Below are 21,396 nucleotides of genomic sequence, written 5' to 3'. Positions count from 1 at the left end.
AACCCCGTGAAACCTGTCCATTTGGGCATATGCAAAGTATTTTTTCTTCGTTCGCCTGGGCGCGGCACGTCCCTAGAATCGATGAGGTGTAAGCGCACTTCATCTCTTCTGTGAGCCGTTCAGCGCAGCGATGAAAAAGCCCCACAGCGATGCCAGACATTCAACTCTCCGTGTCGAGCCCCGATTCCGTTTCCGATGAAACGGCGGCGCCCCTGAGCTTCGGCGACGACGCCTACGTGCGCCTGCGGCGCGACGTGCTGTCGTGCCGCCTGCCGCCGGGCGCCTTCGTCACGGAGCCCGAACTGATGGCGCGCTATGGCATCCGCAAGACCAGCTGCCGCATCGCGCTGACGCGCCTGGCGCAGGAAGGCTTCGTGCGTTCGCGGCCGCGCAAGGGTTACCAGGTCGCGCCCATCCTGCTGCGCGACGTCGAAGAGGTCTTCACCCTGCGCGTGCAGCTGGAACCGCTGGCCGCGCGCCTGGCCGCCGGCCGTGCCGACATCGCGCTGCTGCGGCAACTGGAAGCCGCCTGCCGCGTGCAGCACCCGGTACTGCAGCTCAGCGACCAGATCGACGTCTTCATGGACGCCAACAAGGCCTTCCACCTGGCCATTGCGCAGGCCAGCGGCAACGTGCGGCTGCACCGCACGCTGGGCCAGCTGATGGACGAGATGTCGCGCCTGGTGGCGCTGGGCTTCGGCGTGCAGAAGACCAAGCCCGAGATCAAGCATGACCACAACGCGCTGATCGAGGCGTTGGCGGAGGGAGATGGCAAGCGCGCGGAAACCATCGCGCGCCGCCACATCGAGACATTCCAGGCGATGACCCTGGAAAAACTGTACGCCAGCCTGGCAGAGACCGGCGCGGCGATCCCCGTCAACGGTCCAGGGAGCTGGCGATGAACGTCCTTGCCGCGCAGCCGCAGATCCACGGGCAGGCCATGCCTGCCGCCACGACCGACATCGCGCCCGCCATGCTGCGCGTCGATGGCGTGTCCAAGCACTTCGACGGGCTCGAAGCGCTGCGCAATATTTCCTTCTCGGTCGGCCGCGGCGAGGTCGTGGCCCTGCTGGGCGCGTCCGGCTGCGGCAAGAGCACGCTGCTGAACATCATCTCGGGCCTGCTGACGCGCGACGGCGGCGCGCTGGAGATCGACGGCCAGCCCGCCGAACGCTTCCGCGACTGGCAGCGCATGGCGTACCTGTTCCAGGAAGATCGCCTGCTGCCGTGGCGCAGCGTGCGCGAGAACGTCGCTTTCGGCCTGGAGGCGCAGGGCGTGGACTCGGCCAAACGCCATCGCCGCGCCGACGCGGCGCTCGAGATGGTCGGCCTGGCCGGCTTCGAGCGCCATTGGCCGCACCAGCTGTCCGGCGGCATGCGCAGCCGCGTGGCCCTGGCCCGCAGCCTGGTCATCGAGCCCGACATCCTGCTGATGGACGAGCCCTTCTCCAAGCTCGATCCGCACACCCGCACGCAGATGCACGAGGAACTGCTGCGCATCCAGGCCATGAAGGGCACCACCGTGCTGTTCGTCACCCACGACGTGGAAGAGGCCGTGGTGCTGGCCGACCGCATCGTGCTGCTGGCCCCGCGTCCCGGACGCGTACGCGAGATCGTGCCCGTGCCGCTGGCGCGGCCGCGCGTGCCCACCGACCGCGACGTCGCCGAGCAGACGCGCCAGCTTCGACTGAAGGTGCAGCAATGAGCGCCACCGCATTGAGCCATCCCGCCGCCCGCATCGGCCTGCTGGTCGCCCAGCGCGTCGCGCTGGCCGCCATCTTCGTGCTGATCTGGTTCCTGGCCGCGCAACGCATGCCCGCCTTCGTGCTGCCCGGACCCGAGAAGGTATTGCAGGCGTTCCTGAACCTGACGCGCACCGACAGCTTCCTGCACGACATCGGCGTGACCATGTCGCGCGTGGTCACCGGCTTCGTGCTGGCCGCGCTGATCGGCACGCCGCTGGGCCTGGCATTGGGCTCCAGCCGCGCGCTGGCGCGCTTCTTCGAACCGCTGCTGGCCGTGATGAACACCGTGTCGTCCGCCATCTGGGCGGTGTTCGCCATCATCTGGTTCGGCATCTCCAACGCCACCACGGTGTTCGTGGTGTTCATGACCGCGATGCCGCTGATCCTGACCAACGTGTGGCAGGGCTCGCAGAACGTCGACCGCCAGCACGTCGAGCTGGCGCGCAGCTTCCGCATGTCGCGCGCGCAGGTGCTGCGCAAGATCTACCTGCCCAGCATCCTGCCCTACTTCTTCTCAGGCGCGCGGCTGGCCTTCGGCTTCGGCTGGCGCGTCTCGCTGGTGGCCGAGACGCTGGGCTCGTCCGACGGCATCGGCTACCGCTTGCGCCAGGCCGCCGACCTGGTGCAGACCGACCAGGTGTTCGCCTGGACGCTGCTGCTGGTGGTGCTGATGCTGCTGATCGAAAGCGGGGTGCTCAAGCCCCTGGAACGCCGGCTCTTCCGCTGGAAACCTCTTTGAAAGCACTGGGAGTGCACATCATGATGCAATGGAAGAAACCCCTGTCCGCGGCCCTGGTCGCCGTGGCCGCCCTCGCCTCGGGCGCTGCCCATGCCGCCGACAAAGTTCGCATCGGCTACTGGAGCAGCGGCGTCAGCCTGGGCTACGGCGCCGTGCTGGAAGCCACCGAGTTCCTCAAGCAGCAGAACCTGGACGTCGAGTTCGTGCGCTTTCCCGACGTGAACGCGCCCTTGCGCGCGCTGGCGTCCAACTCCATCGACCTGGCCTACGGCGCGCCCGCGGCCGGCGTCTTCAGCAGCGCGGCCGAGGGCGTGCCCATCAGGATCTTCGCGGCCACCCAGCCCGCCGACGTGCAGTTCGTCGTGCCCGAGGGTTCGCCGATCAAGTCGCTGGACGGCCTGCGCGGCAAGAAGGTCGGCATGTCGCCGGCCGGCAGCTCCGTGGCCGTGATCGCCGGCGCCGTGCTGGCGGGCAACCACGGCATCAAGGCCAACGACTTCTCGCTGGTGGGCGGCAACGAATCGCGCCTGGCCCAGTTCCTGGCGCAGAAGCAGGTGGACGCCGCCGCGCTGCGCTCGGTCACCGTGGCCCAGCTGAACGAACTGAAGGTCACCAAACTGGGCAGCTTCGCCGACGAATGGCGCCGCCTGACCAAGTCCGACTCGGTGCCCTACATCGGCATCGGCGCGGTGCGCAGCGACTTCGTGCAGGCCCATCCCGAGGTGGTCGCGCGCACCATCGCCGGCATGCGCAATGCCCTGACCTGGGCGCAGGGTCACGACAAGGAAGTCGTGGGCATCCTGCAGAAATCGGCCAACCTGCCCGAGAACGACGCGAAGGTGTACGCCGGCCTGTGGAACGACATGTACCGCATCTCGTTCGAGCCCGCCGACATCGACACGCTCAAGCGCCAGCACCAGGTGTTCGCCGAAAGCGGCCTGATCAAGGGTGAACTGAAGGACGACCTGTTCGTCTCGGGCCCCTGGCAGCAATCCAAATCCATCAAGTAACGCCACCACAGACAAGGAATTCCCATGAGCAAGACGATGAAAGCGCTGGTCCTGGACCAGCACGGCGATCTGGACCAACTGCGCGTCGTCACCGACAAGCCCGTGCCCGCGGTCACCGAAGGCCACGTGGTGATCCGCGTGCGCGCCTCCTCGTTCAACTACCACGACGTGTTCACGGTGCAGGGCATGCCCGGCATCAAGGTGCCGCTGCCGGTGGTCATCGGCCTGGACATGGCCGGCGAGATCGTCGAAGTGGGCGCCGGTGTCGACGGCTGGAAGGCCGGGGACCGCGTGCTGGTGAATCCGCTGAACAAGGCCAAGGGCCTGATGGGCGAGATGCTGGACGGCGGCATGGCCGAGTACTGCCTGGTGTCGGCCGGCCAGCTGATCGCGTTGCCCGAGAAGGTCGGCTTCGACGACGCCGCCGCCCTGCCCGTGGCCTATGGCACGGCGCACCGCATGCTGATCACGCACAACACCGTGAAGAAGGGCGACCGCGTGCTGATCCTGGGCGCCAGCGGCGGGGTGGGCACCGCCTGCGTCATCCTGGCCAAGCTGCTGGGCGCCGAAGTCATCGCCTGCGGGGGCAGCGACGCCAAGGCGCAGGCCCTGAAGGAACTGGGCGCCGACCACGTCATCAACTACCGCGAGACCGACTTCTCGAAGTGGGCCATCGGCCAATACGGCAAGCCGCAGCGCCGCAACTACGAGGGCGGCGTGGACGTGGTCATCAACTTCACCGGCGGCGATACCTGGGTGCCCTCGCTGAAGTGCCTCAAGCGCGGCGGCACGCTGCTGGTGTGCGGCGCCACGGCCGGCCACGATCCCAAGGAAGACCTGCGCTACGTGTGGAGCTTCGAGCTGAATATCCGCGGCTCCAACAGCTTCTACGACGACAACCTGAAGGCGCTGCTGGACATGATCGCCGAAGGCACCGTAAAGCCGCTGATCGACCGCGCCGTGCCGCTGGAAGGCGCCGCCGCGGGCCTCGCGCTCATTCGCGATCGCGAAGTGCTGGGCAAAGTCATCGTGAATCCTTGACCCCCCCGAAGCGCTGCGCGCTTCCCCCCAGGGGGCGCCGCACAGGCGGACCGGCGTAGCCGGATCCGCCGCGGCCCGGATCGCGTCGCACCGGCCCAATGCAGCGCGGATGCCATCTGGCCGGTTCTTATTACCTGATCGAAGAGAACTCAATGAGCGAAAACACCGTCCCCACCAAGGAAGACATCCAGGCCCGCCTGACCCGCGGCCCTTATCACCAGTGGCTGGGCATCGAAGTGGTGTCCGTGTCCGAAGGCGAGATCGAGCTGCGCGCCAAGTGGCGCGAAGAGTGGGTCGTGAACCCCGACAAGCGCTACACGCACGGCGGCATCCTGGCCGCGCTGGTCGACCTGACGGCCGACTGGGCCCTGGTGTCCTACACCGGCCGCGGCGTGCCCACCATCGACCTGCGCGTGGACTACCACCGCGCCGCCATGCCCGGCGATCTGACCGCCAAGGGCAAGGTCGTGAAGTTCGGCTCGCAGATCTCGGTGGCCGAAGCCCAGGTGTACGACGCCGACGGCAAGCTGCTGGCCAGCGGCCGCGGCGCCTACTCCACCGCCACGCCCAAGGCCTGATCCCGAGCCCGCAACCGCACAAGGCAGCACCATGACCCGCGCCCGCAACCTCGGCGACCTGATCGACCGTTCGGCCGACCCCCAGCGGGTCGCGTTGATCGGCGTGGACGCCGACCTGAACGAGACTCCCTGCACCTACGCCGAGCTGGACGAGCTGGCCGAGGGCGTGGCGCAGGCCCTGCGGCTGGGCGGGCATCCGCGCGGCGCGCGCATCGCGCTGCTGGCCGCCAACTCGGTGCGCTACGTGGCCGCCGTGATGGGCATCATGCGGGCCGGGCTGGTGGCCGTGCCGGTCAACTTCAAGTTTCCGGCCGCCACCATCGCCTACGTGCTGGCCGACAGCGGCGCTCGCCTGGTGCTGCACGACGACGCGCGGCTGGCCAGTGTGCCGGCCGGGCTGGCCACCGTGCCGCTGGATGGCGACGGTTTCCTGCGATTCCTCGCGCCCGGCCGCGAGCCCATCCACGCACCGGCGCCGCAGGAAGTGGCGCTGATGCTGTACACGTCGGGATCCACCGGCAAGCCCAAGGGCGTGCTGCTGTCCCACGAAAGCCATCTGTGGACCGTGGACACGCGCCGCGTGGCCACGCCCCTGGACGACGAGCGCGCGCTGATCGCGGCGCCGCTCTATCACATGAACGCGCTGGCGCTGGCCTTCCTGTCCATCGCCAGCCATGCCACCACGGTACTGCTGCCGCAGTTCACGGCGCAGGCCTACATCCGTTGCATCGGGCGCTATCGCTGCACCTGGCTGACCGCCGTGCCGCCCATGATCGCCATGATGCTGCGCGAGCGCGACCTGCTGGCGCAGACCGACCTGTCGTCCGTCAAGGTGATCCGCATGGGCTCGGCGCCCGTCAGCGCCAGCCTGCTGGCGCAGATCCACGCCATGCTGCCCAATGCCCGCGTGATCAACGCGTACGGCACGACCGAGGGCGGACCCGTGGTGTTCGGCCCGCACCCGCAGGGTCTGCCCACCCCGCCCATGTCGATCGGCTATCCGCACCCGCAGGTGTCGGTGCGGCTGTCGCGCGGCGCGGAAGACGGCCCCGGCCAGGGCATGCTGGAGATGAAGAGCCCCGGCCTGATGCTGGGCTATCACCAGCGGCCCGACCTGAAGCCGCCCTTCACCGAGGACGGCCATTACGTCACCGGCGACGTGTTCCGCCGCGACGAGCAAGGCTTCCATTATTTCGTGGGCCGGCGCGACGACATGTTCGTCAGCGGCGGCGAGAACATCTATCCGGGCGAGGTCGAGAAGATCATCGAGACGCATCCGGGCGTGCAGCAGGCCTGCGTGGTGCCGGTGCCCGACGACATCAAGGGCACCAAGCCGGTGGCCTTCGTGGTGCCGCGCGCGGGCGCGCAGCTGAGCGAGGACGAGATCCGCCGGTACACCCTGGCCAACGCCGCCGCCTACCAGCATCCGCGCCGGGTGTGGATCGTGGACGCACTGCCGCTGGCATCGACCAACAAGCTGGACCGCAAGCGCCTACAGGACGAGGCGCAGGCCCGGGTGGCCGAGCGCGGCGAAGCGTCGCCCGGCGATGCGTCGCCCGGCCGCGCCGCCTGAGCACGACAAGGCCGGACGCGCCGCATATGCCGAACGCACCTGTCCATACAAGCAACCGTTCTTTGGCTGGCCGATGCCGCACGGGCATCATCGCGGGTCGGCCGCGCGGGCGGCCGGTTCATTCCACGCAAGACATCGCACGCACTACCGAATCGAGGCAATCATGATCCATCATCTGTTTTCCCGCCGTCGCGCCAACGGGGCCACCCTGGCCGCCGCGCTGGCCGCATCGCTGCTGCTGGCGGGCGCCGGCACGGCCGCGCAGGCCGCCGACGAGGTCACGGTCGGCCTGGCCATCCCGCTGACCGCCGACAGCGGCGGCGTGTACGCGCTGGGCAACGAGCTGGGCTTCTTCGCCGAGGAGAACATCTCGGTCAAGACCATCGTGTTCCAGGGCGCGGGCGCGCTGCTGCCGCAGGTGGCCTCCAAGAAGATCACCGTCGGCTTCCCGCTGCCCGAGCCGGTGCTGGGCTCGTACGAGACCGGCAAGACGCCGCTGCCCGTCACCTACTTCTACAACGCCACGCCCGCCAACGAGATCGAGCTGGCCGTGCTGGAAGACAGCGACATCAAGAGCATCGCCGACCTGAAGGGCAAGAAGATCGGCGTGGGCGCGCTCACCTGGGGCACCATACCCAGCACGCGCGCGCTGCTGCGCAACCAGGGCCTGACCGCCGGCAAGGACGTCGACATCGTCGCCGTCGGCGTGCTGGGCTCGGGCTTCCTGGCGCTGCGCCAGGGCCGCGTCGATGCGTTGAACTACAACAGCATCTGGCACGCCATGCTGGAGCAGACCGGCACGAAGATCCGCCGCCTGCCCTACCCCGACACGTTCCGCCGCATGAACAGCAACGGTTTCATCGCGCACCAGGACACCGTCAAGAACGATCCGCAGCTGCTGGCCCGCTTCGGCCGCGCCTACACCAAGGCCCTGGTGGCGTGCGACGCCAATCCCAACCTGTGCGTGGAAGCCTTCTGGCGCATGCAGCCTGAATCCAGGCCCAAGGACGGCGATGCCGCGAAGAACCTGGAGCAGGCCGCCTCGCTGGCCAAGCTGCGCATGTCCAAGGTGCTGCGCACGCCCGAAGGCCAGGCGCGCACGGTCGGCCAGTTCGACCTGGGCGTCATCAAGAGCTTCGTGAAATCCATGCATGAAGCCGGCGAGTTCAACACCGACCAGATCCCGGTGGAGCGCATCTTCGACAACTCGCTGGTGCCCGAATTCTCGAAGTTCGACGCCGACGCCGTGCGCGCCAAGGCCCAGGCGGCCAAATGACGCAGTCCGCACCCGTGGCCAACGACGCCATGCTCGACGCACAGCGCCTGTCGCTGGTCTATCGCACGCGGCGCGGCGCCATCGAGGCGCTGCGCGACGTGGACCTGCGCATCGGCGCGGGCGAGTTCGTCACGCTGCTGGGCCCGTCGGGCTGCGGCAAGTCCACGCTGCTGAAGATCGCGGCGGGCCTGCTCGCCCCGACCTCCGGCGCGATGGAGATCGCGGGCGAGGCGGTGCGCGGGCCGCGTCCCGACATCGGCATCGCCTTCCAGAAACCCACGCTGCTGCCCTGGAAGACCGTGCTGGCCAACGTGATCGTGCCGGCCGAGACCCTGGGGCAGGACCTGGACCGGGCCCGCGTGCGCGCCCGCGAGCTGCTGCAGCTGATGGGCCTGGAAGCCTTCGCCGACAACTACCCGAACGAGCTGTCGGGCGGCATGCAGCAGCGCGTGGGCCTGGCCCGCATGCTGTTGCGCGACCCGCGACTGCTGCTGATGGACGAGCCCTTCTCGGCGCTGGACGCCCTGACGCGCGAGCACTTGATGCTGGAACTGCAGCGCGTGTGGATGCGCGACCAGAAGTCGGTGATGTTCATCACGCACAGCATTCCCGAGGCCGTGTTCCTGTCCGACCGCGTGCTGGTCATGTCAGCGCGCCCGGGGCGCATCGTCGAGGACTTCCGCATCGACCTGCCGCGTCCGCGCGGCCTCGATACCATGGCCACGCCCGAGTTCGCGCAGGCCTGCCAACACCTGCGTCAACACTTCGTCTGAATATCGCCCCAAGGCGCCGCGCGCCTCCCCCCAGGCGCAACGCAGGCGGACCGCAAGGCCGGATCCGCCGCGCCCCCCGATCAAGTGGCACCCGTTTCTTGCGTCATGGGTGCCGCCTGGCAGCAAAGGTACCCACACCATGCATCGTCTAACGCAACTGGTTTACCCCCTCATCACCCTGGCTGTGATCCTGGTCGTCTGGCACTACGGCGTGATCGCGTTCGACATGCCCGACTACGTGCTGCCCGGCCCGCGCGCCGTGTTCCACGCGCTGGTGGCGGGCTTCGCCGACGGCACCATCTGGCGGCACATCGGCTACACGGTGTACGCCACCCTCCTGGGCTACCTGATCGGCAGCGTCCTGGCGCTGGTGTTCGGCGCCCTGCTGGCCGAGTCGCGCACCTTCGAGAAGTTCGTCTATCCCGTGCTGGTGGCGGTGCAGGCCACGCCCAAGGTGGCGCTGGCCCCGCTGATCCTGGTGTGGTTCGGCTTCGGCATCGCCTCGAAGGTCGTGCTGGTCGTGCTGATCTGTTTCTTCCCGCTGTTCGTCAACACCATCGTCGGCATCCGCCGCGTGGACCCGGACCTGATCGATGCGTGCAAGGCCTTCTCGGCCAGCCGCTGGTACCTGTTCCGCCACGTGAAGCTGCCGGCGGCGGCGGGCGACATCTTCGCGGGCCTGCAGATCGGCATCTCGCTGGCGCTGATCGGCACGGTGGTGGGCGAACTGGTGTCGTCCGAGGCCGGGCTGGGCTACCTGATCGGCTCGTCGGCGGTCAACATGAACGTCAGCACGATGTTCGCCGCGGTGGTGCTGCTGGCCGTCATCGGCATCATCGGCACGGAAACCGTGCGCCTGGTGCACCGCAAGGTCGTGTTCTGGGAAGCCGAGCGCGCCGAGCGGGCGCGCACCGCGCAGACCTGATCCGGGCGCACACGCGGCCTGCCGGGCGGGCCGCCACAGCAGCAAAAGAAAGAGCCGCCGGACGATGTGTCCGGCGGCTCTTTCGTTTTCGACGCAGGAAAATCAGCGCGCGGCGCGGGCCGCCACGGCGTCCTTCAGGAAGCGCAGCACGCCCTGCCACGATTCGGCGTTGGCCTGCGCATTGGCCTGCGCGGTGCCGCCGCCCGTCAGCACGATGCCCGACACCGCATGCGGCTTGGCGATCTCGGTGGTCGGCACGTTGGGCGCCTGGATGGCATGGCCGGCGCCGGGGTAGTCCAGGTGCTCGACCGGATACGCGTGTCCCGCCGCGCGCAGGGAGTCGGCGACCTCGCGCGAGTACGCGCTGGACGGCCAGTAGCCGTCGTCGCCGCCCGAGATCAGCAGCACCGGTCCGGCGATGCGTTCCACCGCGATGCGGGCGCGCGCCACGGCGGCCGTGTCGCGCTGGGCATTCACGAAGGCCTGCGCCTGGCGGCGCGGCTCGGCCAGGCTGTCCACCGCCGACCAGTCCTGCGCGGCGTTGTCCTGCCACACGTGCGGCACCGGCTCTCCGCGCAGGATCCAGGTGGGTGCGAAGCGGCCCTCGCCCGGGCGGCCGGCGTTCAGTACGCCATGCACCACCGAGCTGGGCACGTATCCGATCACCGCCGACACCAGTTCCGGATAGGTCGCGCCCAGCAGCAGCGACAGTTCGCCGCCGCGCGACTGGCCCGACACCGCGATGAAGCCGTGCGCGGGCTTCACGGTGTCGCGCAGCCATTGCAGGCCCTTCTCGAAGTATTCCAGCGGGGTCTGCGAGATGTGCGAGGGCAGGCCCGGCGCGCCGAAATAGCCCAGCGCCAGCGCGGCGTAGCCGTGCGAGGCGAACAGCGCCGCGCGCGCCTCGTTGATGCCGCCGCCGGAGCCGTTCATCACCACGATGGCGGGATGCGGGCCCGGCGTGGCGGGGGTGTAAAGAGAGCCGACCAGGCCCTGCTCGCGCAGTTCGCGGCGCACGACGCCGTCCGCGGCGTAGACCTGGGTCAGCGTGGCCTGGGCGCGGGCCTCGCCTGCCTGCGCGTCGATGCGCACGGGCACCGGCTGGCCAGGGCCGATGGCCACGGGCAGGCCCGCCGCGTCCGCATCCGCCGGCGCCTGCGACCACAGCAGTCCGTTGGGATCCACGCCCTCGTAGCTGCCGGACAAGGGCTGCGCCGCCGACAGGTCCACCGCGCCCTGCCCGTCGGCGCGGAACGACGCGCGGCTCTGCCAGAGGCGGCCATCGGCCTGGCGCGATGTGGCGCTGACCAACACCTCGGCGCCGGCGGGGAAGCCGGACAGTGTGATGCGGCGGGTGACGTCGGACAGCGCGACGGCGGGAGAAATATCGATGGCGGGCATGATGATCCGGGGTCCTGGGAAACGATGAGACAGGCGGCGGCGCGCACCGGCCGCAAGGACCGTGCGCGCACGCGCCGCATCATTGTCCCGCAGCGCCCGCGCCGTCACGGGCGGAGTATCCGACTTTCTGGCTATGAACTCATAAGCCATCGACAGGATACTGCGGTTGGACGCGCGCCGTGCCGCTTCATCTGGGCGGCCCACTTGAGCCGCCCACGCCGCGCGCGCGGCAGGATCAGAGCTTGGCCACAGCCACTTCCGTGGCCTTGACGAAGGCCAGCACCTCGGTGCCGACCTGCAGGTCCAGCTCCTTGACGGAACGGGTGGTGATGACCGAGGTCACCGTGCCCGCGGGCGTGTCGATGTCCAGCTCGGACAGCACGGGACCGTGGACGATTTCACGGATCTTGCCGCGGAACTGGTTGCGGGCGTTGATGGTGGGGGTGGTCATGGTGTGCTCCTGGCAAACGTGGGATGAATCGAGAAACGGAGCCCGTCCGCGCTTGCGCGGCTGCGGGAGGTCATCAGGGATTACTTCGCCGCGGCCAGCCTGCGCTGGTCCTCGGTCTTGACGAAGCCGGCGAAGGACTGCTCGGTCACCGCAAGGAATTCGGGCGAGCGGTACGCCGCCGCGATGTCGCGCGCGAAAGGCTTGTCCAGGTCGGCGGTACGCACCGCCACCAGGTTCTGGTAGGTGGGCGTGGTGTCCTCCAGCGCCAGCGCCGAGGTCAGTTTCAGGCCCGAGGCCAGCGCGAAGTTGCCGTTGATGAACGAGAAATCGGTATCGTCCAGCGAGCGCGGCAGCTGCGCGGCCTCCAGCGGCACCAGCTTGATCTTCTTCGGGTTCCGCGCCACGTCCTTCTCCGACACCGTGATGGGGTCGTAGCCGTCGCGCAGCGTGATCCACTTCAACTGCTGCAGCACCACCAGCGCGCGCGCCTGGTTGGTCGGATCGTTGGGCAGCGCCACCGTGACGCCCTCGGGCGCGGCATCGACGCTCTTGAACTTCTTGCTGTAGATGGCGATGGGCGCGGTCGGCACCTTCACCAGTTCGGACAGCGACAGCTTGTTCTTGCTGCTGAAGTTCTTCAGGTAGACCTCGTGCTGGAACGCGTTGGCGTCCAGCGAGCCCTGCGCCAGCGCGAAGTTGGGCTGGACGTAGTCGTTGAACTCGACGATCTTCACCGTATAGCCCTGCTTCTCCAGGATGGGCTTGATGCCCAGCTTGATCTGGTCGCTGTAGGGGCCGGCGGTGGCGCCGAACACGATCTCGCGCTTGGCGGGATCGGCCGCGTGCGCGGGCGTCGCCGCCATCATGGCCAGCACGCCGGCCGCAAGCAGGGTCTTCAATACGAATTGCATGCCAATCTCCGTAGGGCGCCGCCTCGCGGGCGGCAAGGGTCATCCGCGCTTGTCGATGCGGCGCGCCACCGTGGTTCCGACGAACTGGATGATCTGCACCAGCACCACCAGCAGCGCCACGGTGATGACCATCACATCGGTCTGGAAGCGGTAGTAGCCGTAGCGGATGGCCAGGTCGCCGATGCCGCCGCCGCCCACCACGCCCGCCACCGCGGAATAGGAAAGAAAACTGACCGACAGCACCGTCAGGGCCAGCACCAGCCCCGAGCGCGCCTCGACCACCAGCACGCGCCACACGATCTGCCATTCGGACGCGCCGGCCGCGTGCGCGGCCTCGATCACGCCGCGCGGCACCTCGCGCAGGCACTGCTCCACCAACCGCGCGAAGTACGGGATGGCGGCGAACGACAGCGGCACGGCGGCCGCGGTGGGCCCGATGGACGTGCCGGCGATGGCGCGCGTGAACGGCACCAGCGCCACCAGCAGAATGATGAACGGGAAGGACCGCACCACGTTCACGACCCAGCCCACGCCGCGGTTCACGGCGGGATGCGCCAGCGACTGGCCCGGCCCGGTCAGGAACAGCAGCACGCCCAGCGGCCCGCCGATGAGGATGGATGCGGCCAGCGCGATGCCCAGCATCAGGAAGGTCTGACCGGCGGCCACGGCCAGCTCCGGCAGCAATTGCACGAAGGTGTCGAACATCAGGCCACCTCTTCGTAGGGATGCGCGGCCTCGCGGATCAGCTCGCGGCCCAGCGCGGTATGCAGCGTGACCCCCGCGCGCGAGATCTCGGCCTGCTCGACCACCCTGCCCCCTTCCATCACCGCCACGTGGCGGCACAGCGCGCGCACCACGGCCAGCTCGTGCGTCACGATCACGATGGTGACGCCCAGGCGCTGGTTGACGTCGCGCAGCACGCCAAGCACCGAGCGCGTGGTCTGCGGGTCCAGCGCCGAGGTCGGCTCGTCGCACAGCAGCACCGCGGGCTCGCTGACCAGCGCCCGCGCGATCGCCACGCGCTGCTTCTGCCCGCCCGACAGGTGCGCGGGATGGCTGTCGCGCTTGTCGGTCAGCCCCACGATCTCCAGGCAGCGTGTCACGCGCGCCTCGATCTGCGCGCGGTCGCGCAGGCCGTGCACCCGCAGCGGGAAGGCCACGTTGTCGAACACCGTCAGGTTCTGCAGCAGGTTGAATTGCTGGAAGATCATGCCGATGGACTGGCGCGCCCGCCGCAGGTCGCGCTTGCGCAGCGTGGTCAGTTCGGTGCCGGCGACCTGCACGCGGCCCGCGTCGGGCCGCTCCAGCAGGTTGATCAGGCGCAGCAGCGTGGACTTTCCCGCGCCGCTCTTGCCGATGATGCCGAAGGTGTCGGCCGCGCGGATCGACAGCGACACGTCGCGCACCGCGTCGAAGCTGCCGCCGCGCCCGGCGTAGCGCTTGCTGACGCCTTCCAGGCGGATCAGCTCGCGCGGCGCGAGGGCGGCCACCGGCGGGGCCAGGGACAGGCCGTGCTCACTCATGGAAGACTCCGGTCACGGGCATGGTCAGGAATAGGGCGAGGGTTCCGGCGGCACGCCGTCCAGGGCATAGCGGCCCAGGTCGCGGATCTTGTAGGCCACCGGGTCGTGCAGCGTATGCACGCGCGCGTTGCGCCAGTAGCGGTCGTAGCCATAGCGCGCCGAGGTCGAGCGCGCGCCCGTGGTCTCGAACAGCTCTGTGCCCACCTTCAGCGCCGCGCGGTGCGCCCAGACCTTGGCGTCCGCGCCGGCCACCGCGACCTCGCCACGCTCGATGGCCGTGACCTCGTCGCCGCGCGCCAGCGCCGCGTCCAGCCGCGCGCCCGCGATGTCCGCCAGCGCCTCGGCCGCGCGCACGGCCAGGCGGAATTCGCCGAAGCGTTCCTGCACGTAGGGGTCGTCGGCCTGGCGTGCCACGCCCGAGGCGAACCATGGCCGCGCGTCCTCCAGGACGAAGCGCCGGGCCTCGGCCAGCGCGCCCTGCGCGATGCCGAGGTACAGATTGGTCACGATCAGCTGGGCCACCTGCGAGCGCAAGGTGGCCCGCGGCGCCGGCGTGGCGCCCGGCGCCTGGAACACGTGGATGGGATCCAGCCGCACGTGGTCGAAACGCACCGTGCCGCTGTCGGTCTGGCGCTGGCCGAAGGCATCCCAGTCGGCCTGCACGGCGATGCCCGCGGTGTCGGTGGGCAGCGCGCCGATCAGCGCGGTGCCGGTGGAAGCATGCCAGGCCGACAGGGTCAGCATGTCGGCGCCCACGGAGCCGGAACTGAAGCTCTTTTCGCCGTCCAGCCGGTAGCCCTTGCCGTCTTCCACCGCCGCCACCCGCCTGTCCAGCGGGTTCAGCGCATTGCCCCAGAACAGGCGCTGCCGCACGGTTCGGGGCAGGAAGTATTCGTGCTGCTCGGGCCCGCCGTACAGCAGCACCCCGGCCACCTGCAGATGGTGGAAGCCGAACAGATGGGCCAACGCGCTGTCGGCCTGCGCCAGCCGGCGCACCGCGGACAGGATGGACGACCACGACGCGCCCTCCCCGCCGAACGCCTGGGGTACGGACAGCGCCAGCAGGCCGCTGGCGCGGATCATTTCGCGCTCGGCCCGCGCATGGCCGCCCGCCTGGTCGCGCGCGACGGCCGTCTCGGCCAGTTGTGCGGCGAGCGTGTCGACGCGAGCCCGCGCGGCATCGTGGCGGTCGGACGTCATCGGGCGGCCGCCTGCGGCACCAGCTCGGTGGCCATCACCTCGCCGAACGGACCCGTCAGCACACCGCCGCCGGCCACCGCGCGCGCCTTGCCCGGCAGCAGCGGGAACACCAGCTCGGCGAAGCGGTACGACTCTTCCAGGTGCGGATAGCCCGAGAAAATGAAAGTCTCGATGCCCAGGTCGGCATACTCCTGGATGCGCGCCGCCACGGTATCCGGGTCGCCCACCAGGGCCGTACCCGCGCCGCCGCGCACCAGGCCCACGCCGGCCCACAGGTTGGGCGAGACTTCCAGGTGCGAGCGTCCGCCCTTGCCATCCTCAAGCTTGCCGCCGTGCAGCGCGGCCATGCGGCGCTGGCCTTCCGAGTCCATGCGGCCGAAGGCCGATTGCGCGGCGCGCACCGTGTCCTCGTCCAGGTGGCTGATCAGCTCGTCGGCGGCAGCCCAGGCCTGCGCCTCGGTCTCGCGCACGATCACGTGCAGGCGGATACCGAAGCGGACTTTGCGGCCGAGCCGTTCGGCCCGCTCGCGCACGTCCTCGATCTTGGCGCGCACCGCCTCGGGCGGCTCGCCCCAGGTCAGGTAGACGTCGAGTTGCTCGGCCGCCAGCGCGTGCGCTGCTTCCGATGAGCCGCCGAAGTACAGCGGCGGATACGGCTTCTGCACGGGCGGATACAGCACCTTCGACCCCTTGGCCGTCAGCTGTTCGCCCTGCAGGCTGTAGTCGCCCGCATGATGGCTGGCTTCCAGCGTGCCGCGCCAGATCTTCAGGTAGTCGCGCGTGATGGCGTAGCGCTGGTCATGGTCGACGAATACACCGTCGCCCTCCAGTTCGCCGGGATCGCCGCCCGTGACCACGTTGACCAGCAACCGGCCTTCCGACAGCCGGTCGAACGTGGCGGCCATGCGCGCGGCCATCTGCGGCGAACTGACGCCCGGGCGCACCGCCACCAGGAACTTCAGGGTGCGCGTGGCGCCGATCAGGCTGGACGCCACCACCCAGGCGTCCTCGCACGAGCGGCCCGTGGGCAGCAGCACGCCGTCGTAGCCCAGCGTGTCCGCCGCCACCGCGATCTGCCGGAAATAGTCATGGCTGCCCGCGCGCGCGCCGGCGCTCGTGCCCAGGTAGCGCGAGTCGCCGTGCGTGGGAATGAACCAGAAGATGTCCATGCTGTGTGTTCTCTTCTCGTGGCGGGCCGCCGGGGCGATGCGGGCGGCCCTGATGGCTAGATGCCCAGTTGCCCATTGGCGACCAGGCGCCCCAGGTCGACGGCCTGGTGCGCGGGCGCGGCCGGCGCCAGGTGCCGCACCACGCGGTCCACCGCGTCGTCCAGCCGCTGCCGCACCTCGTCGTCGATCACGGTCTGTCCGTCCTCGGAGAAATGCACCTGCTTGTCGGTGGCGTACACGCCGGCCAGGATGTGCCGCGCGCCCAGCGCGGACAGCACGGGCTTCAGGCTGTATTCCAGCGCCAGCAGGTGCGCGGGGCTGCCGCCGGTGGCGATGGGCAGCACGATCTTGTCGGCCAGCGAGCGCTCGTCCAGCAGATCCAGCACGGCCTTCAGGCCGCCCGCGAACGAGGCCTTGTAGACCGGCGTGGAGACCAGCAGCACGTCGGCCGCCTCGACGCGGCGGCGCAGGTCCGCGGCGGCATGGCTGGTGTACCGGCCCTCGATCAGGTCTTCGGCGGGAATGTCGCGCAGGCCCGCCTCGCGGATCACCTGGCCACGCTGGGCCAGGCGGTCGGCGGCGTGGCGCAGCAAGGCGGAGGAACGGGAACGGTTCGACGGACTGCCCGCCAGGGTAAGAATGCTCATGTCGGAAGACAACTTATGAATGGGGATGGACGGCGCGCGACGCCGTCAGAACGCGGGCACCAGCGAGCCCTTGAACTCGGTCTCGATGAACTGCCGCACCTCGGGCGATTGATAGGCTCGCACCAGGCGCCTGGCCCAGGGCGCGTCCTGGTCCGCGCGGCGCACCGCGATCAGGTTGGCGTAGGGCCCCGTCGGCGATTCGCGGCCGATGGCGTCCCGCGCCGGCACCAGGCCGGCCTGCGTGGCGTAGTCGTTGTTGATCGACGCGGCGGTCAGGTCGTCCAGCGAGCGCGGCAGTTGCGCCGCGTCCAGCGGCACCAGCTTCAGGCGGCGCGGATTGGCGGTCACGTCCTGAGGGGTCGCGGTGTTGGCGCTGACGGCCTCGGGCCTGAGCGTGATCAGCTTGTAGGCCTGCAGCAGCAGCAAGGCGCGGTTGCCGTTGGACGGATCGTTCTGGATGCCCACCGACGCGCCTTCCGGCAAGTCCTGCAGCGCCTTGATCTTGCGCGAGTAGAAGCCCAGCGGTGCGGTCACGGTCAGGCCCACGGGCACGAGGTCGTAGCCGCGCGTCTTGATCTGGTTGTCCAGGAAGGGCTTGTGCTGGAAGGCATTGGCGTCCAGGTCGCCGGCCGCCAGGGCCGCGTTGGGCAGCTGGTAGTCGTTGAACACCACCACGTCGATCTCCAGGCCGTCGCGTTGCGCGACGCGCTTGACCACTTCGAAGATCTTCTCGCCCGTGCCCACGGACACGCCGACCTTGATGGCGTTCTTGTCCGCGCCCTTGTCGGCCGCGCCGGCCGATGCGGACAGCGCCGCCATGACCATCGCACCCGCCAGCACGCGCATAACCTTATGCATCGCAAACCCTTCGTTTCGTATTGGATCGAAGGGATTCTGCACCGCGGCATGGACGCCGAAAAATACTTAGTCGGTATGTGGATATATGCGGCAGCCGCGCTTGCAAGGCCGTGCAATGGCTGGAAGTTATGTAGGGGCCGTCCCGCGCGGACCGCGCGCCCATCGCCCCTTGCCGCGGCAGCCGCGAACCGTCAGAACACCTTGCCTTCCTCCAGGTGCACGGTGGTGCCGTTGAGGTGGTAGTCGCCCAGCACGCGCGTCTTGTGCGACAGCGGGTTGTGGCTGGCCACGGTACGAAGGTTGCGCCAGTGCCGGTCGAAGTTGTGCCGCGCGGCCGTCATCGAGGCGCCGCCCGCGTCGAACAGGCGCTCGCCCGCGCGCAGCGCCAGCTGCGACACGATCAGCTGCGTCTTGGCCGTGACCAGCGCGCTGTCCAGCACCAGCGCCTCGGCATCCGGCGCGTCCGCCGCGATGGCGTTGGCCGACCGGTCCAGCGTGCGCGCGTTCTCGCGCACCAGCGTGTCGATGGCCAGGCTCTGCGCCGCCAGTTCGCCCACCACGTGCTGCACGAAGCCGTCCTCTCGCGCGGTGGCCGCAGGACTGTGCTGCACGGGCCGCCCGTGCGCCAGCACGTAGTCGCGCGCATCGCGGAACACGCGCCGCACGATGCCCGCGGCCACGGCCACCAGATGCAGCTGCCGCAACGCGCCGGTATGGCGGCCCAGCAGGTTGCCGGACTCGCGCGGCAGGACCTCGTGCGGCTCCACGCGCACGTCGTCCAGTTCCAGCGTGCCGCTGGCCGTCATGCGCTGGCCCATGCCGTCCCAGTCGTCCAGCACGCGCACGCCTTGGCGCGCCACCGGGATGAAGGCCACCACGCTGCGGTCTTCCTCGTCGCGCAGGTTGACGCGCGCATAGTCCGAGAACGCCGTGCCCGTGGCGTAGTACTTGCGGCCCGTGACGCGGTAATGGTCGCCATGGCGCGTCAGCGTCGTCTCGATCTGTCCCGGCCGCGCCGTGCCCAGCTCGGTGGCCGCGCCGCCGTAGATCGCGCCTTCCAGCACGCGCTGCACCTGCAGCTCGGCATGCGCGTTGCGCGGGCCCAGCAACAGCGTCTCCGTCACGTCGAAGTGCAGCCGCAGCGCGTGCGCCACGTTGGATTCCTCGGCGGCCAGCGTGGCGATGACGTCGAACACGTCCTCCAGCGATCCTCCCAGTCCGCCCTGCTCGGCCGGAATGCGCAGCGCGCCCAGCCCCGAATCGCGGAACAGCACGAAGGCGAAATGCGGCAGCTCGCGGCGCGCCTCGCGCGCGGCGGCGTCCTCGCCGATGCGGCGGGCCAGCTCCGGCAACTGTGCCAGCGCGGCCCGTCGGCGGGTCGCGCCTTCGATGCCCAGTATCGTGTCCATGTGCGTACGGCCTCCTTGCCGATGCGATGACGATTGCGGGCAGTGTGCGGGATCGGGACGCGGGGCACGACTAAGAAAAAGGCGATTGCTTATGCGCCCGGCGGCGGCCGCGTGCACGTCCGGGAAAACGACATTCTCGCCGTGCGCGCAATGCGCCGATAATACGGCCCGGTTCCGCCCCCTTTCCCCGTGCCGCCCACCATGCCGCTCCTGTCCCGCCTGCGCCTGCCTCCGTCGTCCGCCTCGCGGCGCCGTCCGCCCGACCTGGTCTATGCCGCCGACGAACGTCCCGGCACGGGCGCCCTGCTGGGCCTGGCCGTGCAGCATGCCGCCACCGCGCTGGGCCTGATCGCCTACGTGCTGGCCAGCGCCCGCATCGCGGGCCTGTCGGTGCAGGACACCAGCAGCCTGGTCACGGCCACCGTGCTGGGCATGGGCCTGGCGACTTTCCTGCAGGCCTGGGGCGGCCGAACCGGCGCGGGCGCGCTGATCGTGCACATGCCCGACGCCATCATCGTCATGATCGCCGGCACGCTGCTGGTGCAGTACGGGCCAGGCGGGCTGGTGCTGGCGGGCATCGTCAACGGCCTGGTGGGCCTGTTCATCGGACAGGTCATTCCGCGCCTGCGCGCGCTGTTCCCGCCCACCGTGGCGGGCGTGGTGGTCTGCGTCACCGGGTTGTCGCTGATCGCGCCGGCGCTGCAGCACACCGCCGGCCTGCACGGCAACGACTTCGACGGCGGCAGCCTGCTGGTGGGCGGCGTCACGCTGGCCGTCATCGTGGCCCTGTCGGTATGGGGCTCGCGCCGCATGAAACTCTTTGCGCTGCTGACGGGCGTGCTGGCCGGCGTGGCGCTGTCGGGCGCGCTGGGACACCTGCACGGCGGCGAGGAACTGGCCGCGGCGCCCTACTTCGCGCTGCCCTCGTTGGTGACGCCGGTGTTCGGCGTGGATCCCGGCCTGCTGGTGGCCGTGGCGCTGCTGTCGGTGATGGTGCAGCTGGACACGCTGGGCACCGCCATCCTGCTGGACAAGATGGACGATGCCGACTGGCGCCGCGCCGACATGCGCATGGTGGGCCGCGGCATGCGCGCCGGCTCGCTGGCCAACATGGCCGCGGGCTTCTTCGGCGGCTATCCCAGCGTGACCTCGTCGGCCAATATCGCGCTGGCCCACATCAGCCGCTCCACCTCGCGCTATGTCGGCCTGGCCGCCGGCGCCCTGCTGGCCCTGATGGCGCTGGTGCCCAAGTCCATGCTGGCGCTGACGCTCATCCCCACGCCGGTGATCGGCGCGGTGGAGATCTATGCCGCCGCCTATCTCATCGTCTCGGGCGTCGAACTCATCGCCTCGCGCGCCATCGACGCGCGCGGCACCTTCATGGTGGGCCTGTCCTTCGTGGCCGGCGTGGGCGTGATGCTGGTACCGGGCCTGCCCGGCCACTTCCCGCCCGCGATGCGCTTCCTGGTGGAAAGCGGCGTCATCGTGTCGGGGCTGGTGGCCATCGTGCTGAACCTGGTGTTCCGGCTGGGCACGTCGCGGCGTGCCCAGCGCGACCTGGCCGCGCTGCCCGACGACACGGCGCGGCATGCGCCGCATCCCGTCGCGGGCGGACTGGCCGGCGCGCTGGTCGATTTCGTCGAGACCCAGGGCGCGGCCTGGGGCGCGCGCCGCGACGTGGTGCGCCGCGCCGCGGCGGCCGCGCTGGAAGCCGCCGAGGCCATCGCGGCCGCGGGCGGCGGCCGGCAGGTGGCGCGCATCCGCGGCAGCTTCGACGAATACAACCTCGACCTGGAACTGCTGCACAGCGGCGCGCCCTTGCAGCTGGCGGGCCACGCCCCCGCCCCGGCAGACCTGCTGGACGCCGACGACGAGGCCTTCCAGGCCGCGCTGGACCGCGCGCTGCCGGGCGTCTCCGCCGTGCTGCTGCAACGCCTGGCCGACCGGCTGAGCGCCGGCCAGCGCAACGGACAGGCGTATTTCCGGTTGCATTTCGACCACTGAGCGCCCACGCGCGGCCGGCCGGCCTTGCCGACAGGCCACGCAACCTAGTACAATCCCTAGGCCGCGCTTGCGGCATCGCCTGTGGCAAGCGCGCGCCGACTCCACGGCGCGCAGGCCTGGTCCCAGGCGCCGGTATCCTTCATCCCCAACCAGGAGGCGTGTC

At 69.8% G+C, this 21,396-nt stretch carries 21 protein-coding genes; 11 read left to right on the top strand and 10 right to left on the bottom strand.

Annotated features, from left to right (window positions below; all coding sequences use genetic code 11):
• Positions 1-149: 149 nt before the first annotated feature.
• The 10 genes from FS845_RS10425 to FS845_RS10380 all read left to right on the top strand — a co-directional run bounded on the left by FS845_RS10425 (position 150) and on the right by FS845_RS10380 (position 9,660).
• The gene (locus FS845_RS10425; RefSeq protein ID WP_144633999.1) at positions 150-902 is read left to right on the top strand and encodes a GntR family transcriptional regulator; all 753 of its coding nucleotides are present in this window, start codon (positions 150-152) and stop codon (positions 900-902) included.
• Positions 899-1,705 (top strand): ABC transporter ATP-binding protein, encoded by an 807-nt coding sequence (locus tag FS845_RS10420; protein ID WP_260986234.1) that lies wholly within the window; start codon positions 899-901, stop codon positions 1,703-1,705. The genes FS845_RS10425 and FS845_RS10420 overlap by 4 nt, the downstream gene beginning before the upstream one ends.
• Positions 1,702-2,484: an ABC transporter permease gene (locus tag FS845_RS10415; RefSeq protein ID WP_144633996.1), complete on the top strand. Its 783-nt coding sequence runs from the start codon at positions 1,702-1,704 to the stop codon at positions 2,482-2,484. Before FS845_RS10420 ends, FS845_RS10415 begins: the two co-directional genes overlap by 4 nt.
• Positions 2,481-3,494, top strand: coding sequence for an ABC transporter substrate-binding protein (locus tag FS845_RS10410; RefSeq protein ID WP_260986233.1), 1,014 nt, complete (start codon positions 2,481-2,483; stop codon positions 3,492-3,494). The genes FS845_RS10415 and FS845_RS10410 overlap by 4 nt, the downstream gene beginning before the upstream one ends.
• Positions 3,495-3,530: 36 nt before the next feature.
• Complete coding sequence (locus tag FS845_RS10405) at positions 3,531-4,535, top strand: zinc-binding dehydrogenase (RefSeq protein WP_222129982.1); 1,005 nt, start codon at positions 3,531-3,533, stop codon at positions 4,533-4,535.
• A gap of 152 nt (positions 4,536-4,687) precedes the next feature.
• Complete coding sequence (locus FS845_RS10400; RefSeq protein ID WP_144633990.1) at positions 4,688-5,113, top strand: PaaI family thioesterase; 426 nt, start codon at positions 4,688-4,690, stop codon at positions 5,111-5,113.
• A 31-nt stretch (positions 5,114-5,144) separates the two neighbouring features.
• Positions 5,145-6,686 (top strand): class I adenylate-forming enzyme family protein, encoded by a 1,542-nt coding sequence (locus FS845_RS10395; protein ID WP_144633987.1) that lies wholly within the window; start codon positions 5,145-5,147, stop codon positions 6,684-6,686.
• A gap of 163 nt (positions 6,687-6,849) precedes the next feature.
• The gene (locus tag FS845_RS10390) at positions 6,850-7,962 is read left to right on the top strand and encodes an ABC transporter substrate-binding protein (protein WP_144633984.1); all 1,113 of its coding nucleotides are present in this window, start codon (positions 6,850-6,852) and stop codon (positions 7,960-7,962) included.
• Positions 7,959-8,735: an ABC transporter ATP-binding protein gene (locus FS845_RS10385; RefSeq protein ID WP_144633981.1), complete on the top strand. Its 777-nt coding sequence runs from the start codon at positions 7,959-7,961 to the stop codon at positions 8,733-8,735. The genes FS845_RS10390 and FS845_RS10385 overlap by 4 nt, the downstream gene beginning before the upstream one ends.
• A 139-nt stretch (positions 8,736-8,874) precedes the next feature.
• Positions 8,875-9,660, top strand: coding sequence for an ABC transporter permease (locus FS845_RS10380; protein WP_144633978.1), 786 nt, complete (start codon positions 8,875-8,877; stop codon positions 9,658-9,660).
• 102 nt (positions 9,661-9,762) lie between these two features.
• Here FS845_RS10380 and FS845_RS10375 read toward each other — a convergent pair whose 3' ends face one another.
• The 10 genes from FS845_RS10375 to FS845_RS10330 form a co-directional block, all read right to left on the bottom strand.
• Positions 9,763-11,061, bottom strand: a complete 1,299-nt coding sequence (locus FS845_RS10375) for an acyl-CoA thioesterase/bile acid-CoA:amino acid N-acyltransferase family protein (RefSeq protein ID WP_144633975.1) — start codon at positions 11,059-11,061, stop codon at positions 9,763-9,765.
• A gap of 235 nt (positions 11,062-11,296) precedes the next feature.
• Positions 11,297-11,512: a molybdopterin-binding protein gene (locus tag FS845_RS10370; protein WP_144633972.1), complete on the bottom strand. Its 216-nt coding sequence runs from the start codon at positions 11,510-11,512 to the stop codon at positions 11,297-11,299.
• Between the two features lie 80 nt (positions 11,513-11,592).
• On the bottom strand, positions 11,593-12,423 hold the full coding sequence (locus FS845_RS10365; protein WP_144633969.1) for a MetQ/NlpA family ABC transporter substrate-binding protein: 831 nt from the start codon (positions 12,421-12,423) through the stop codon (positions 11,593-11,595).
• 39 nt (positions 12,424-12,462) lie between these two features.
• Complete coding sequence (locus FS845_RS10360; RefSeq protein ID WP_144633966.1) at positions 12,463-13,128, bottom strand: methionine ABC transporter permease; 666 nt, start codon at positions 13,126-13,128, stop codon at positions 12,463-12,465.
• Positions 13,128-13,946, bottom strand: coding sequence for a methionine ABC transporter ATP-binding protein (locus FS845_RS10355; protein WP_144633963.1), 819 nt, complete (start codon positions 13,944-13,946; stop codon positions 13,128-13,130). The genes FS845_RS10360 and FS845_RS10355 overlap by 1 nt, the downstream gene beginning before the upstream one ends.
• 24 nt (positions 13,947-13,970) lie before the next feature.
• The gene (locus tag FS845_RS10350) at positions 13,971-15,146 is read right to left on the bottom strand and encodes an acyl-CoA dehydrogenase family protein (RefSeq protein ID WP_144633960.1); all 1,176 of its coding nucleotides are present in this window, start codon (positions 15,144-15,146) and stop codon (positions 13,971-13,973) included.
• Positions 15,143-16,315, bottom strand: a complete 1,173-nt coding sequence (ssuD, locus tag FS845_RS10345) for an FMNH2-dependent alkanesulfonate monooxygenase (RefSeq protein WP_144633957.1) — start codon at positions 16,313-16,315, stop codon at positions 15,143-15,145. The genes FS845_RS10350 and ssuD overlap by 4 nt, the downstream gene beginning before the upstream one ends.
• Before the next feature lie 56 nt (positions 16,316-16,371).
• Complete coding sequence (ssuE, locus tag FS845_RS10340) at positions 16,372-16,962, bottom strand: NADPH-dependent FMN reductase (RefSeq protein WP_144633953.1); 591 nt, start codon at positions 16,960-16,962, stop codon at positions 16,372-16,374.
• 45 nt (positions 16,963-17,007) lie between these two features.
• On the bottom strand, positions 17,008-17,820 hold the full coding sequence (locus tag FS845_RS10335; RefSeq protein WP_144633950.1) for a MetQ/NlpA family lipoprotein: 813 nt from the start codon (positions 17,818-17,820) through the stop codon (positions 17,008-17,010).
• A gap of 191 nt (positions 17,821-18,011) precedes the next feature.
• Positions 18,012-19,229: an acyl-CoA dehydrogenase family protein gene (locus FS845_RS10330; RefSeq protein ID WP_144633947.1), complete on the bottom strand. Its 1,218-nt coding sequence runs from the start codon at positions 19,227-19,229 to the stop codon at positions 18,012-18,014.
• Between the two features lie 201 nt (positions 19,230-19,430).
• Between FS845_RS10330 and FS845_RS10325 the strand changes: the two genes are divergently transcribed.
• Positions 19,431-21,233, top strand: a complete 1,803-nt coding sequence (locus tag FS845_RS10325) for a uracil-xanthine permease family protein (protein ID WP_144633944.1) — start codon at positions 19,431-19,433, stop codon at positions 21,231-21,233.
• Positions 21,234-21,396: the final 163 nt, after the last annotated feature.

This window comes from Bordetella genomosp. 13 (assembly GCF_007679965.1).
Classification (GTDB): domain Bacteria; phylum Pseudomonadota; class Gammaproteobacteria; order Burkholderiales; family Burkholderiaceae_B; genus Bordetella.
Note: the sequence above shows the minus strand (reverse complement) of the source record. Positions and strands in the feature narration are given on the sequence as shown.